Origin of the sequence: Alcanivorax sp. P2S70, from assembly GCF_000475295.1 — a bacterium.
Taxonomy (GTDB): Bacteria; Pseudomonadota; Gammaproteobacteria; order Pseudomonadales; family Alcanivoracaceae; genus Alcanivorax; species Alcanivorax profundi.
The window spans coordinates 340,591-355,332 of sequence record NZ_AXBZ01000034.1; the positions used below are offsets into that span (position 1 = coordinate 340,591).

Genomic DNA, 14,742 nt, shown 5'->3' on the forward strand with positions numbered 1-14,742 from the left:
GGGACCATCGGGAAATGATAACTCTTGCCAAAGGATGGCTGGCGCTGGTGCTGCTCGCGGCGCTATCGGGGTGTGCGACCAATTCGTTGTTCGTGTCTTACCCCAGTCAGGCACAGAAGTGGAAGACTACGCTGGCCAGTGAAGCCCCTGACCAGGGGGTGATAACCAAGCTTGAGCAGTCCACCGCCGGGGGGGATGGTGTGCTGTATCTGCAGGAACTGGGTCGGGTAACCCAGCTAAATGGGCAGCCGGAGGCCAGTCGCAATGCCTTTGCTGGGGCGGTAGCGGAGTACGACAAGGAAGATGCCAGCGCCAAGATTCAGGTGTCTTCCCTTGCGGCGACCGGTACGGCCATGCTGACCAATGACAACGCCCGCCCCTATGTGGCGCCAGACTATGAGCGCATCTTCACCCGCGCCTATCAGGCGCTCAACTATTGGGCGGATGGCGATGCCACGGGTACCTCGGTGGAACTCCGCGCAGCAGCACTTGAGCAGCAGGTGGCGGCCAACAAGCGCGACAAGGAAATTGCCAAGGCGGAAGAAGATGCTGACGAAAACAGCATCGACCTGAATCAGTTCGATGGCTACTTCGAAGGGCTCAATGCGGTGGCCGGTGATGTGAAGGCCAGCTTCCAGAATGCCTGGACTTTCTATCTCTCCGCGCTCTTCTGGGAAGCGCACGGCGAGTATAACGACGCGCTTGTGGACTACAAAAAGGCCCTGGAAATCAATCCCGACTCCACCATGCTCAAAGAAGATGTGGAGCGGATTTCCAACCGGATGAAGCGTCGCAAGGTCGACGATGGCGGTCTGGTGGCGATCATCTATGAACAGGGATACGTGCAGCCGCGGCAGGAGTTCAGCTTGCCTATTCCTACCGTGCATGGCGTTTTCTCGGTCGCCTTCCCTACCTATGCCCTCGCGGACAAACCCATGCCCAATACCCTGCGGGTACTCGATACTGCCAGCCAGCCATTGGGCGAGACCCAGGTGCTGGCGGATGTGGGCGCCCTGGCCGCCAAGGACCTGAAGGAACGCATGCCAGGCATGCTGGTACGCCAGACATTGCGTGCCACTGCCAAATATAATGTGCAGAAGCAGGCCAACGACAATTTCGGTCTGCTGGGTTCATTAAGTACCCAGATTTATAACCTGGTCAGTGAGCAGGCGGATCAGCGCAGCTGGCTGACGCTGCCGGCCTATGCCCAGGCCACCCGCTTTACCCTGGAACCCGGTGAGCACACCCTGGTGTTGAGCACCCCGCAGGGCAATGCTACGTTGACAGTACCGGTTGTAGACCGGGGCCTCACCGTGATCCATGCCGTGGCCATTCCCGGCCGCTTGATTACTCGTGTGTTACCCGTTCAGGAGGGACCCTTATGACGATATTTCGCCCATTGATGGCGCTGCTGGTGGCGCTGCTTCTCACGGCCTGTTCGGCCAGCAACATGGGGCAGCTGGAAGTGGATGAGAACGGAGAGACGGTTACCAGGGTCTATTCCAATAACAGCCTGCTTTCCAGCCGGATTTCCGTGCCTGACCTGAAGCAGAAAAAGGTAGGCGACCTGCTCTACATGCAGGCCACGCTGGAAAATGACTGGAAATTCCAGCTCGACTTTCAATACAAGGTGAAGTTTTTTGATGCCGACGGCTTTGAACTGCAGCCGGAAGCACAGCCCTGGCGGCAGGTGGTGATGGCCGGTCGCAGCCAGAACAATATCAAGGCCATCGCCCCGAACCCGTCGGCCGTGCGCTTTGAAATCTGGGTACAGGAATAACCTCTCGCGTTTGCGAGACTAAAAGGAACAAGGAGACAAGAATGCGACGTGTACTAACCATGATCATGCTGGGTGCCGCTGTGGCGCTGTCCGGCTGTTCTACCGTGGACTATGGCGATGCCCAGGCCCGTGAAACTGTGAACACCGATTTCGGTTCCACTGACCTGCAGATGATTGCCAGCAAGATGGTCGATGACATGCTGGTGTTCCCGCCCATCGTGCAGCTGACCCAGAACCGTCGTCCGGTGGTGTTTGTGGACAGCATCAAGAACAAGACCACCGAGCACATCGACACCGAGTCCATCACCGACACCATCCAGTCCAAACTGCTTAACTCGGGCAAGTTCCGTTTCGTGGACATGACCAAGGTGGAAAGCGTGCGTGAGCAGCTGGACTACCAGAGCGAATCCGGCCTGGTGGATCCAAACACCGCTGCGCAGATGGGTCGTCAGATCGGTGCCGAGTTCATGATGTACGGTAACTTCTCTTCCATTGTGAAGCGTGAAGGCAGCACCAAGGATGTGTACTACAAGTTCACCCTCAAGCTGATGAACATTCAGACCGGCATCATCGAATGGGCGAACGAGAAAGAAATCCGCAAGACCCAGAAGAAAAGCCTGTTTGGAATGTAAGTAGCGGGCTAACGCCTGGTTGCTAGAGCCCGCGGAGCCTACCGGGAAACTATACGGTGAGCTCTGTGGTCTCTTTGGTATCCCGCGGTGCGAATATCGCCCGTCAGAACAAGGAGGTCACATGTTCAAACGTCTATTTGCTCCACTGTTTCTCTTGCTGGCGATATGCTCAACGGCAAGCCATGCGCTGACCGAAACGGTGTCCGTCACGGCCCGCGGGTTTGGCGACAACCCCGAGCAGGCCATGACCAATGCGCTGGTGGCGGCGGTTCGCCAGGGAGGCGGTGTGACCCTGGCGGTGGATCCCAACTTCCGTACGGATGTGTACGAGTGGGTGATTCAGCAGCAAGGGGATGTGTCCACCTGGATGGGCAAGGAAACCTCGGTGCCAGAGCCCCAACTGCCGACCATGGGCAACATCAAGACCTATCAGGTGCAGTCTGTGAAGCAGGTGGACGATGGCATGTGGCAGGCGGATATCCAGGCCGATATCTTGCGTCCCAAGTCCATCGGCCCGGACCGTTCTCATCTTCCCGGTATTGCCATTGCGACCTTTGATACCCGTGCCGCCAGTTATGACCTGGGCGACGTCAAGGTTTCCGCCTCGGAAGTACAGCGGGATCTGGCGGAAAACCTGTCCATGGCCTTTACCCAGTCAGGCCGTTTCCGGGTGCTGGATCGTGCCTACCTGGCGGATATCGACAAAGAGCTGGGCGTGGTTGCCGAAGGCAGTATTGCCCCGGAAGAAATGGCTCGCCTGGGCCAGCGCAAAGGGGCAGACCTGTTGCTGGTCGGGACCATTGAAGATTTCCAGATTGGTGACAGCGAGCGGGAATTCTACGGTGCCAAGATGGGCGGTTATGAGCCCTATGTACGGGTGCGTTATCGTCTGATCGATACCACGACGACAGAAATACTGTGGAGTGACCTGTATGTGTGGGACAAGTCTGAAGCGGAAATTCGCGAAGTGGCCCGCCAGTTGAACATTGATGAGCGTAATCATCCTGAGCGCCTTGCCGATGTGATGTACCCCGAAATTGCCCGGGCCATCGCCGGAGATGCCACGGACGTGCTCTACCCGGTTCAGGTGATCAAGGTAGACGGCAGCACGGTCTTCCTCACCCAGGGTGAAGGGCGTCTGGAGCAGGATGCGCTGATGAAGGTGTACCGTCCGGCCGGAGAAATGAAAGATCCGGACACCGGCATGACCATCAAGATGGAAGGCGCAGCCCTGGCCACCTTGAAGGTTAGCGAGATTCGCCCGGATTATGGTATTGCCGTGATTGAAGGCGACGCCAGCAGTGCGCTCCAGGTGGGTGACCGGGTGCGCCCGGACAAACAGGCCAAGGCCCTGTCTGCACAACCGGCCGGCCAGCAAGCCAGCCCCGGTTCGTCGGAAGCGCCGATCCAGTGGTAATCAAGCAGCCCCGCGACAGCGGGGCTTTTTGATTGTGGATTTTTTTCCACTCGCAGTAGGAGCGACGCAGGAAGCTCAACAGGAAAATAATAAAGCCTTACTGCGGAATTCCGGGATTGTGCTACTCCAGCATTACACCCAGGGCGGAGTAAAACGATGGCATCGCGCCGCGAGCGCGCCCCCAGCGGGAAGGTCTCGTTAGCAGCCGTCGCTTCCTGCTAATCCGGGATGAAACATAAAAAAAGCCACCGCAATGGCGGTGGCTTTTATTTTCAGATTATCCGCAAAGGGGTAATCAGAATGAGGCGCCGACATTCAGGTAGTAACCGCTGGTGCCAAGGCTTTGCTGGTTGCGGGCCAACACACCATCTACCACGTCATCCGGGAAATGGATGAAATCGGACAGGCCGTCGATGTTGGAGTACTGCATGCCAAGGCTGACATCCAGGTTCAGGCTATCTGACTCCAGCGCGGTAAATACCACACCCAGTTTGGCATTGGTCATGGTGGCGCTTTCGGTGAAGTTGTCACCGGTATCCACGTAAACGGAGTCGCCGTCCTCAATGGTCTCGCGGTTGCTGCGAGAGACGTCGGCATTCATGACGCCGATATCCACACGGCCTTCCACGCCGACCAGACGGTTGAATTTCCACAGACCTTCCACGCCCACGTAGAGGCCAAGCAGATCATGATCAACAGACTCTGACACATAAGAACCAGAAGAAGTTGAGCTGGTGTCATCGTACAGCGTGTCCATGCTTTGCTCGATAGAGGTGGAGCGCAGACCAAACAGCGGGGATACGAGGCCCTTGTCGCCGCCAAACTTTACGTTGTAGGCGAATTCTACCTCGATGGTTTCCTGTTCAAGCTCGAATTCGGAGCGACCGAAGTCCCAGTCACCTTCGTCAACGTCGCCATCATCCGCATGAACCCGGCTGGCCACAAGCTCTTGGCTTGGGCTGGAAACGGTGTCTTTCTCGCTGAAATCGATGTCGCTGAAACGAACGGTACCGGTCCAGTTGCTGCCCAAATCCATGCCGACAGCTAGCGCAAAACCGGTCTCGGCAGAAGGCTCAAGGTATCCATAATCCCCTGCCCCGACAATATCTACGCCATCTACTCCATAAGGGGCATACCAATCCAGGCCGCTACGATCCAGTTCGCTCTGGTTTGCCTGAAGATCGACATAGAAACCCGCCATCGCGGGTGAAGTGGCCGCAAGAATAGCGACAGAAATGAGTTTTTTTGGGATTGTGTTCATGATGCTTGTGCATTCTCCATTGTAAAAATCTCCTCCCCCCCCATGGAGAAGGAATCCTTTTTTGCACTGCAATTTAGTGCTAATGGAGATTATATGCCGTGTTTACCCATTGCAAAAGTATGACATGGCAAGCGTAGACGGGGCTTCCGGCAAAGCGGCAGGAGGGCAAACGGAAAGCCGTTGCGCTGGAACATCAAGGCTGTCACTGAAGGCAGTGACCCGGCCGTTATGCCCTGTACCCTCGCTGCATACGTGGCTCAGCCCTCCATGGCGGATGCCGTGAGGGATTAACGTGTTGAGTTACGTGCGAGGCTTCCTGCAGTTTTCCTCCGCCGGCTTGTGGCTCTCGCCTTGCGTTTCTTCCACCAGATCACGACGCCGGTGATCGACAACATGGCCACGGCAATCCCCATGATGGAAATGATGATGCGCCCGGGCAGGCCGGCGATACGGCCGGAATGTAGCGGGAACTGCAGCTGGTTGAAGACGTCGGCGGCGGTGCCGGTCCAGGGCACTTCGTCGCCCAGTAGCTCGGCGCTCTTGCCATCGTAGTACAGGCTTTTCACTTTCATGCCACCACTGTCGTGGTCTTCGCCCGGGTAATAAAAACGCACCCCGAAGATGGCGAAGTTGTCGCTATAGAACGTATCGCCAATGGGCTCATCCCAACCACGGTTATCGGCTTCCGTGCGGGCCTGCTCGAACAGTTGCGGCCAGGATACCTCCGGCTCCACCGGGTCATGCAGGGCCGTGGGGGTACGTTTCATGAAGGGGCCGGGAGTGGTTTCGGAAATCGTGGACATGATCGGGTAGAAGACTTCCCGGTACAGGTTCAGCGAGAACGAGGTAAAAGCCAGCAGCAACAAAAGTCCGAAGACCCACAGGCCCACGGCCCGGTGTAGATCGAAGTTGAGTTTGTAGGCCCCGGCACCGCGGCGAATCATCCAGGCCGGTTTCCAGCGCTGCATCCAGCTTTTGCCGCTGGCGTTGGCGGTGCGTCGACGGCGCGGCAGAGTCAGAGCCATGGCAATGAAGTTATCGAACAGCCAGACCAGCGCGACGCCCCCCATCAACCACACGCCCCACTCATCAATACCCCGCCATTCCGGAATGTGCAGGGAATAATGGAGTTTATAGAGGAATGACATCAGGTGTTCCGGATGCAGGGAAATCTTGCCCCACTCGCGCTTGCCGACGATCTCGCCGGTGACCGGATCCACAAAGGCGTGGTTGTAGTCCAGTTCATAGCGCTTGTCAGTGTCTGGATTTTTCAGGGCATCCACCCAGATTTCGGCGTTGTGACCAGGTTCTGCCGCCAGCGGGAAGAAGCTGACCCGGACGCGGGGATCGTCTGCTTCCACAATCCTGACCAAATCCAGTATGGGCAGCGGTTCGCCTTCACTCTGGCTCTTGAACAGATGGGGGTTGAGCCATTCGTCTAGCTCATGGTCCCAGGAAATGATTGCACCGGTGAGCCCGGCAATAATCAGGAAGACGGCAATGAATAAGCCGAACCAGCGGTGAAGGACAACGAGCGTGGCGCGCATGAGCAATACCTGGGTTTTCTGAGTGGCTCTGTGTCAGGGTGGGCCGGAGCGTATCATAAATGCCAATAGTTCTCATTTTAATGGTGAGTCTGAACCGGGTCGCCTGCTAGAGCGGACCACCTTCATGGCCGGCCGCAGAGAGGGCATCGTGGTTATGGGCGAATCGCAATAGCACAACGGCTGTCACCAAAATCCGGTAGCATCAACGGCAGAATGATCGGGAGAACAATGTGGACGGATTTTTTTCACAGGCACTGGTGTTGCTGGGCGCTACCCTGATTTTGCTACCGCTGTTCCAGCGGTTGGGTCTTGGCAGCATTCTGGGCTATTTGGCAGCCGGGATTGCGGTGGGACCGCTGGGAATGGGGCTGGTTAGCGGTGGTACCGATGTCCTGCACTTTGCCGAATTGGGTGTGGTGTTGATGCTGTTTGTGGTGGGTCTGGAGTTGGCGCCGCAACAGTTATGGGCGCAACGGCAGCGCTTGGTCGGACTGGGTGCCACGCAGATGGTGTTCAGCGCGTTGTTGCTGGCCGGGGCCTTTACCCTGTTCGGGTTTGGTACCCATCAAAGTCTCGCTATTGGGGCGACGCTGGCGTTGTCATCCACGGCCTTTGTGGTTCAGATGCTGGTGGAAACCAATCAGCTTGGCACCCCCCAGGGGCGGTCGGCGTTTTCGATTCTGTTGTTCCAGGACTTGGCCGTCATCCCGATTCTGCTACTGCTGCCGGTGCTGGCGGGCACCCAGGCCGGTGACGACAGCCCACAATTACTGGCCGGGCTGGCCGCCCTGATTGCAATGGTACTGGCGGGACGTTATGTGCTGAACCCGTGGCTGGGAAAGCTGGCCCGCTTGCGCAACCCGGAGCTGATGAGTGCCAGCGCCTTGATGGTGGTGCTGGGCTCGGCGGCGTTGATGGAGCACCTGGGGCTTTCTATGGGGTTGGGGGCTTTTGTGGCGGGTGTGTTGCTGGCGAACTCGCCCTACCGGGAACAGCTCGAAACGGATATCCAACCATTCAAGGGACTCTTGCTCGGGCTGTTTTTCCTGGCCATCGGCATGACCATGGACCTGCGACTGCTGCGTGATCATCCCGGTGAGATTGTGCTTTATCTGGTTACCCTGTTGGTGATCAAGGCGGCGGTACTGATGGCCATCAGCCGTGTGCGGAAACAGACCTGGCGTAGCACGGTGTTGTTTGGCGGGTTGCTCTGTCAGGGCGGTGAATTTGCCTTTGTATTGCTGACGCAGGCGCAGAGCCTGAACCTGCTGGATAGCGCGGTGGCCGGACAACTGAATCTGGTGGTGGCATTGTCCATGGCGGCAACACCGCTGTTGTTGAAGCTGGTCGCGTTGTTGTGGCGTGAGGATCGCCCCTCGCGTGAACGTCCGGATCTCGAGCAGGAGACACTGCCGAGTCATCATCCACAGGTGGTGATTGCCGGGCTGGGCCGTTTCGGCCAGATCACCGCGCGAATCCTGGTAGGACGCAAAATTCCGTTCACCGCGCTGGACTCGGACCCGGACGAGATCGACCTGTTGCGGCGCTACGGCAATGAGGTGTACTTCGGTGATGTCACCCGGCTGGACTTGCTGCGTAATGCCGGGCTCGAGCATGCCCGGGTGCTGGTGCTGGCGGTGGATGATGTGGAGGACTCATTGAAAGCGGTGGAACTGGTGCGACAACATTTCCCTGCGGTGACCATCGTCGCGCGCGCACGGGACCGTTATCACGCCTACCGCCTCCATGAACTCGGGGTAGACCAGGTGATTCGTGAAACGTTTGAGTCGGCTCTGTTGTCGGCCAGGGTCACATTGATGCAGCTGGGTGTGCCAGAGTCTACCGCCCTGGATCTGGTACGCAGCTTCAAGGATCTTGATGAACGGTTGTTGCGAGAGCAGATCGAACATCGTGGGGACATGGAGATGCTGGTCGAAACCAACCGCAAGGGCCGTGAAGAACTGGAATCGTTGTTGTCCGGCGAGGACCGCTGAGGGGATGGCGCCCTGGCAGGCAGGGCGCCAACAGCTCGGGAGGCGGCGTCCGTTTACAGCTTCAGTCTGTTAAGTCCACGACGAATGCCCTGGTCCAGACCAGCCTTGATGATCGGGCCGATCAGCGGCAGTTTGCCTTCAAACTCGATGGTGTAATCCAGCCGGCTGCCGCCCGTACCGGTGTCGGAGAAACGCATCACACCCTTGTGATTCTTCAGCGGACTGCCTTTGGTGATCGTGTACTCGATCAGTTCGTTGGGCACGACCCGGGTAACGGTTTCGTGGAAGGCCGGAGCGATCAGGATTTTCATGTTACGGGTGGAGCCCACTCCGTTGGGGCTGTCCTTGCCTTCCTTGATACGCTGAATCTTGGCCGGGGCGAAAATCAGCTCCAGGTTTTCGTGGTCGCTGAGAAAGTCGAACAGCTTGTCCACGGAAAAGGGGAAGGTTTTGGAAATCTCGATACGTTGCATGCTGGCTCCACATTAGCTCTGGCCCGAACCGGGCCCTATAGAGGCTGTTGATTCTGAACGCTGGCCATACGGTCGCAAGGTTAGTTCGGGCCATAGCAGCGTGTCGGTGTTCGGGGCGATGTTCAGGTTGGACATCCGTTGGCCAGCCAACGGGTAATAACGGCAGCGCTTTCTTCACGGCACAGGCTGGCGGACTGCCCGGCCCATAACGGGGAGCAATCGCCACTGCCAGCGGCTTCTGCCGCAGCCCGCAGGGGCCCGATGGCATTGCCTGCCAGCGGAAAAGCGGGCGCCTGTGGCGGGAAATGGCCAAGCTCTTCCATCAAACGATTCACCATACCGCGCGCTGGGCGACCGGAAAACGCGGTGGTCAGTGCGGTATGCCTGGCCCGATCACTTTGCAGCCAGGCGCGGTGAACCGGTTTGGTGGTGGCTTCCGGGCACAGCAGATAGGCGGTACCCACCTGAATGGCATCGGCGCCAAGACTAAACGCCGCATTGACCCCTTGCGGGGTGGCAATCCCCCCTGCGGCAATGACCGGGACCGTCACGGCCTCGCGCACCTGTGGAACCAACGCCAGTGTGCCTTGCTGCCGTGTCAAGTCGTCACTGAGAAAATGACCGCGGTGACCGCCCGCTTCAAGCCCCTGGGCAATGATCGCATCGGCACCGTGATGCTGTAGCCATAGCGCTTCTTCCACTGTGGTCGCGCTGGAGATGACTTGCGCACCGCAGGCCTTTACCTGCTCCAGCAGTCCTTCTGCGGGCAGGCCGTAGTGAAAGCTCACCACCGCAGGCCGAAACTGTTCGATCAGACTGGCGGCATCGGCATCGAAGGGTTTGCGGGACGGGCCTGTCGGGATGTCGGCAGGGTTGACGTCATAGGTCTGGTAAAGCGGCCCCAGGGCACTGGCCCAACGTGCTTCGCCTTGCGGGTCATTGTCAGGGGCGGAATGGCAGAAAAAATTCACTCCCCATGGGCGGCGGGTGGCTTGTGCCAGGGCGCCAAGCTGCTCTTCCAGCTGTGCGGCAGACAGCATGCCTGCGGGCAGCGACCCCAGCCCTCCGGCTTCGCTGACTGCGGCAGCCAGCCGCCAATCCTGTACCCCGGCCATGGGGGCCTGGATGAGGGGTAAATGTGTGCCAGTAAAACAGGGCATGTGGACTCCGCAGTGGCCTGAGACTAAGGCGACCTTACCGTGATAGCCGCGCGTTTGTCAGGAGCCTGCGGAACATTTTGCACTTTTCGGGCGCGCTCGATGTGCCTGCCAATGGGGCGATAATTATATGAATTAAAAGGGTTTTGTGCACATAAAAGGCGCGAGGGCACCGTGCTGGTGCCTGCGAAACAACGCTGCCATACCGGTGAGTATGTATGCTTTGTGAATATGGTTCATTTAAGTGAATGAAATTCAAAGGAAAGAGAATAACCCCGCTCTCACTTATCTGCTTGTGGCATATGGATTGCCTTCACTGGTGTCGTCTTTTTCCAAGGACGCCAATTAACGAGTGATAGAGAGGGTAACAATGAATATGCCTGACAGCATTTCACCGAAGGGGATCATATCGTCACTACTATTGTCTGGAACACTGGCGCTGGCCGGGTGTGGAGGTGATTCCTCTTCTGACCCGGCTGCTGATGAAACGCCAACGGCGAAAACGACACCTGATGCCGTGTTTAGTGGTGAAGCAGCGGATCCTTCAGCGATGGGTCCCTATGCGGTTGCCGAGCACGAGTACGATTTCGGCACCATGGATCTTTACGATGACAAGCGTGACTACACCTACCAGAGCACGCTGCACGGCTACATCCATTACCCGGAAGCCAGTACAGAGCCGGCACCGGTAGTTCTGCTTCTTCATGGGCGCCATGGTACCTGTTACAGCGGCTCCTGGGGCATGCCTTATGAGGAGTGTGAAGATCCCATTCCCAGTTACCGCGGCTATGAGTACCTGTCCCGTAACCTGGCAAGCCATGGTTATGCGGTGATTTCCATCGATGCAAACTATGTGAACGCCAACGACAGCGGCCCCAGCAATGGCGATGCTGGCGCCTTGCAACGTGCGCAGCTGGTAGTTCGGCATCTGGACGAATTCCGTACGGTAAATACCTATGGCGGGTTTGGCATGGATGATCTGGTGGGCAAGCTGGACATGAGCGCCATCGGCATCATGGGGCATTCACGTGGTGGTGAGGGTGTGAACAAGACGGTTTCGTACAACCGTGACCAGGCCGAGCCCCATAACATTGTTGCGGTGTTTTCGCTGGCGCCGACAGATTACAACACCCTGACGGTGAACAATGTGGCGTTCGCTGCATTGGCAGGATACTGCGATGGCGATGTGGAAGACCTGATGGGGAACTTTGCCTTTGATACCTCACGTTATGCCATGCAAAACGATATGTACCCGAAGTTTCAGTTGATCCCGATGGGCGCAAACCACAATTACTACAATACCAAATGGGCAGACGCCGAGCTTGAAAGTCGCCCTGATGACTGGAGTATTCTCGACTCCGAGCAGACCGATCCCCACTGTGGCACCGCGGTGGCCGACAGCGGGCGCGATACCCGTGAGGTACAGAAAGCGCATGGCCTGTTCTTCATGGCGTCATTTTTCCGTACCTTCGTTGGTGGTGAAACGGAGTTTGCCAGTTACTGGAATGGCCAAACCACGGTACCGGGTAATATTTGTCCCGATGGCGTAGGGCCCTGTGATGACCGCTATCTGCTGAGTATCCATGCGCCTTCGGCAGAACGCATGGTCATTGATGACACCCTGGATGCTGCCAGCCTCTTCATCAATAACCTGGGCGGCAACGTGACTTTCGACGGTTTCTCCGATTTTGGGGTGTGCCAGACCAATGGGCGCCCCGGTGAAGGCTGCGCGGTTGCCGAGCCCACGTTCAATACCGCAGAGCAGGTTTATATGACCTGGGATGCAGCGGCGACCTACCGTACCGAGTTGCTGGGGGTGGATGTCACCGACTATCAAGTGCTGTCGTTGCGGGTGGGTGTGTCTCACGGCGATGAAGACAATCTGGGCGGACAGGATTTCACCATTGTGATGGAAGACCTGGATGGCAACAGCGTGTCGGTACAGGCGACGGATTACAGCGAAGCATTGTTCTACCCGCCTGGGCGGGATTTTGATGACGATGGTTCGCGTAAAACGGTGCTCAACGGTGTTGATATCCCGCTGACGGCCTTTGAAGGTATCGATTTCAACAACGTCAATGCCGTGTCACTGGTGTTCGATCAGACGCCCGCGGGCAGTATTCAAATGACCGATTTGTTGCTGCAGCGTGTCGAGCGGTAATGCCAAAAGAAAAATAACAGGTAACCCATAACACTTGCATGCCCCTTGCCACTGGCAGGGGCATGATTTTCGCAATGTCAGCGGTGTGCTTCCGGCATGCTTATGACGGGCTTTCGAGGTGACGCTTCAGGGTTTGCAGATCTGCAACCACTGCGTCGTGATCTGCCTGAAACTGCTGATCGTCCATGTCGTCACGGCGAAACAGGGTAAAGGTGCATTCGCTGCCGTCGCCATTGGGCACCACGCGCAGGGGGTTGTACACCACCTGCCCGTCGTCCATTTCTACCGAGTGATCCATCACCCCATAGGCATTGCGCTCAGCGAAGCGGATTCGTGCCTGGCCGAACGGGGCCTGTGCAATCCAGATGTCGCCGTCCTGCACCAGTTCCGCCTGGGTAAGGCCGGCTGCCCAGAGCGGCAGATTTGCCGGGTTTGAGGCAAAGTCGTACACCTGCTGTGCGGCGCACTGGATCGACACGCTGAGGTGAATCACCGGCTTCACGGTGCGCTGCCTTCCTTGTGGGTGTCGTCAGAGGGGTCCGGGGCGCTGGCCGGCGCCCGTACGGTCGCCTGGCCGATCCCGCGGGGATCGCTTGCCGCGGTCAGTTCGTTGCTGTCGGTTCGCCACAGGATGGCATGCATATCGCCATAATCCCGGCCGGTAGAGACGACCTTGTGGCCCAGCAGCATCAGCTGTTTGGCTTCCTCGCTGCCGACAAACGCGGGTTCTGCCTGAACTTCATCGGGCAGGTACTGATGGTGATACCGCACCCTGCCCACCCAATCATCGACGGGCTGGTTATTGGCCGCTTCCAGCACACCGAGCATGACCATGGAAATGATGCGGCTGCCACCGGGGGTGCCGAGGATGGCAATGCGATCGTCGAACTCCACAAAGGTGGGCGTCATGGAGGACAGCGGGCGTTTGCCGGGTGCGATGGCATTGGCCTCGCTGCCGACCAGACCGTAGGCATTGGGGCTGCCAGGCTTGGCGGAGAAATCATCCATTTCGTTGTTGAGCAGGACGCCGGTGCCGGGGGCCACAAAACCGCTGCCAAATGGCAAGTTGATGCTGAGGGTGGCGGCGACCCGGTTGCCCTCGCTGTCGAGTACCGACAGGTGGGTGGTGTGGGTTCCCTCATCCACGCCAACCGGTTTGCCCAGACTACTGCTGGGGGTGGCCTTGTCGAGAGTGATGCTGGCGGCGCGCTGGCGGGCATACTCCGTGCTCAACAGCTTGTCCACAGGCATATCCACAAAGTCGGGATCGCCCAGATAGCGGGCCCGGTCCTGATAGGCTCGCCGCATGGCTTCGATGGCGATGTGTGGCGTCATGTCGCCGGTATGCCCGTCGTTGAACTGGCTGATGATGTTGAGGGCGTTGCCCATGACAATGCCCCCGGAGGACGGTGGCGGTGCCGAAACGATGCGTGCGCCCCGAAAGTGGCTGACCGTGGGGGTGCGCTCTACCACCGAGTAGTTGGCGAGATCATCCAGTGTCCAGATGCCGCCGCCCTGCTGAACCCCCTCGACCAGTTGCCGGGCAACGTCTCCCTGATAGAAGCCGGCCTTGCCGTTGTCCGCAATGGCCGTGAGCACGCGGGCCAGATCAGCCTGTTTGATCACATGGCCAGTGGGCGGCACCTTGCCGTTGTGCAGGAAGATGGCCGCGGCGTCCGGGAACCGGTTGAGCACCTCTTCACGGTAGCCGGCCAGCTTGCGGTAATGGGGGTCGATGGCAAAACCGTCCCGTGCCAGCGTGATGGCGGGCGCCAGGGTGGTGCTGAGCGGTAGCCGCCCATAGCGGCTGGCCAGATGCACAAAGGCAGCCGCCTGGCCGGGAATGCCAGCGGCGCTGGGGCCATTCACCGCCCAGTCACGCATGACCTTGCCGTCCTTGTCCTGATACATGGTGGCGGAGGCGGCGCCCGGGGCGGTTTCGCGGGCATCCACAAAGGTCTGGAACTGGTCGCTTTGACGATGCAGCAGCCAGAAACCGCCACCGCCCATGCCCGCGGAATAGGGCTCGACCACCGCCAGGGCGGCGGCGACGGCGACGGCGGCGTCAAAGGCGTTGCCGCCCTGATCCAGGATCTCCAGGCCGGCCTCGGTGGCTAACGGATGCGCACTGGCCACGGCATTTTTGCCCGGGCCTGCGGCCTGGGCGGTCAGCGTGAGCAGCAGCAGTAGAGGGATCAGGTAGCGCATGGGGGTTCCTCCTTGAAGGCCGGTGTTGGTGAGCAGTGTCCGGCGTTGTTGTTATGCCTTAGTTGAAAGTTAAAAGGTTAAAGGTGAAACGCGGGGTTGGTCTTTGTGTTCT

General features: G+C 58.4%; 12 protein-coding genes. 6 read left to right on the top strand and 6 right to left on the bottom strand.

From position 1 onward, the window contains the following. The first annotated feature begins 14 nt into the window (after positions 1-14). The 4 genes from Q672_RS28765 (at position 15) to Q672_RS28780 (ending at position 3,829) form a co-directional block, all read left to right on the top strand. Positions 15-1,385 carry a COG3014 family protein gene (locus Q672_RS28765; protein ID WP_022985972.1) on the top strand — a complete coding sequence of 457 codons (1,371 nt, stop codon included), beginning with the start codon at positions 15-17 and terminating at the stop codon, positions 1,383-1,385. Continuing rightward, positions 1,382-1,780: a YcfL family protein gene (locus Q672_RS28770; protein ID WP_022985973.1), complete on the top strand. Its 399-nt coding sequence runs from the start codon at positions 1,382-1,384 to the stop codon at positions 1,778-1,780. Before Q672_RS28765 ends, Q672_RS28770 begins: the two co-directional genes overlap by 4 nt. 41 nt (positions 1,781-1,821) lie before the next feature. Further along, a complete protein-coding gene (lpoB, locus tag Q672_RS28775; protein WP_022985974.1) occupies positions 1,822-2,412 on the top strand; it encodes a penicillin-binding protein activator LpoB in 591 nt (196 codons plus the stop codon). Between the two features lie 121 nt (positions 2,413-2,533). After that, positions 2,534-3,829: a CsgG/HfaB family protein gene (locus Q672_RS28780; protein WP_022985975.1), complete on the top strand. Its 1,296-nt coding sequence runs from the start codon at positions 2,534-2,536 to the stop codon at positions 3,827-3,829. Positions 3,830-4,124: 295 nt separating this feature from the next. Here the strand turns inward: Q672_RS28780 and Q672_RS28785 are convergent, their stop codons facing one another. Together Q672_RS28785 and Q672_RS28790 are read right to left on the bottom strand one after the other, a co-directional pair. Next, on the bottom strand, positions 4,125-5,090 hold the full coding sequence (locus tag Q672_RS28785; protein WP_022985976.1) for an Lpg1974 family pore-forming outer membrane protein: 966 nt from the start codon (positions 5,088-5,090) through the stop codon (positions 4,125-4,127). A 287-nt stretch (positions 5,091-5,377) separates the two neighbouring features. Further along, complete coding sequence (locus Q672_RS28790) at positions 5,378-6,637, bottom strand: PepSY-associated TM helix domain-containing protein (protein WP_022985977.1); 1,260 nt, start codon at positions 6,635-6,637, stop codon at positions 5,378-5,380. A gap of 230 nt (positions 6,638-6,867) precedes the next feature. Here Q672_RS28790 and Q672_RS28795 point away from each other — a divergent pair, with 230 nt between their 5' ends. Continuing rightward, complete coding sequence (locus Q672_RS28795; protein ID WP_022985978.1) at positions 6,868-8,631, top strand: monovalent cation:proton antiporter-2 (CPA2) family protein; 1,764 nt, start codon at positions 6,868-6,870, stop codon at positions 8,629-8,631. 53 nt (positions 8,632-8,684) lie between these two features. Here Q672_RS28795 and Q672_RS28800 read toward each other — a convergent pair whose 3' ends face one another. Then, entirely contained in the window at positions 8,685-9,104 is a 420-nt protein-coding gene (locus tag Q672_RS28800; RefSeq protein WP_022985979.1) for an SRPBCC family protein, read from the bottom strand. A 122-nt stretch (positions 9,105-9,226) separates the two neighbouring features. Further along, positions 9,227-10,264 (bottom strand): NAD(P)H-dependent flavin oxidoreductase, encoded by a 1,038-nt coding sequence (locus Q672_RS28805; RefSeq protein ID WP_022985980.1) that lies wholly within the window; start codon positions 10,262-10,264, stop codon positions 9,227-9,229. Positions 10,265-10,631: 367 nt separating this feature from the next. Between Q672_RS28805 and Q672_RS28810 the strand changes: the two genes are divergently transcribed. Beyond that, entirely contained in the window at positions 10,632-12,422 is a 1,791-nt protein-coding gene (locus Q672_RS28810) for an alpha/beta hydrolase family protein (RefSeq protein ID WP_235047199.1), read from the top strand. A gap of 100 nt (positions 12,423-12,522) precedes the next feature. Here the strand turns inward: Q672_RS28810 and Q672_RS28815 are convergent, their stop codons facing one another. Continuing rightward, on the bottom strand, positions 12,523-12,924 hold the full coding sequence (locus Q672_RS28815; protein ID WP_022985982.1) for an SRPBCC family protein: 402 nt from the start codon (positions 12,922-12,924) through the stop codon (positions 12,523-12,525). Beyond that, the gene (gene ggt, locus Q672_RS28820; protein WP_022985983.1) at positions 12,921-14,630 is read right to left on the bottom strand and encodes a gamma-glutamyltransferase; all 1,710 of its coding nucleotides are present in this window, start codon (positions 14,628-14,630) and stop codon (positions 12,921-12,923) included. Before ggt ends, Q672_RS28815 begins: the two co-directional genes overlap by 4 nt. Between the last annotated feature and the right edge of the window lie 112 nt (positions 14,631-14,742).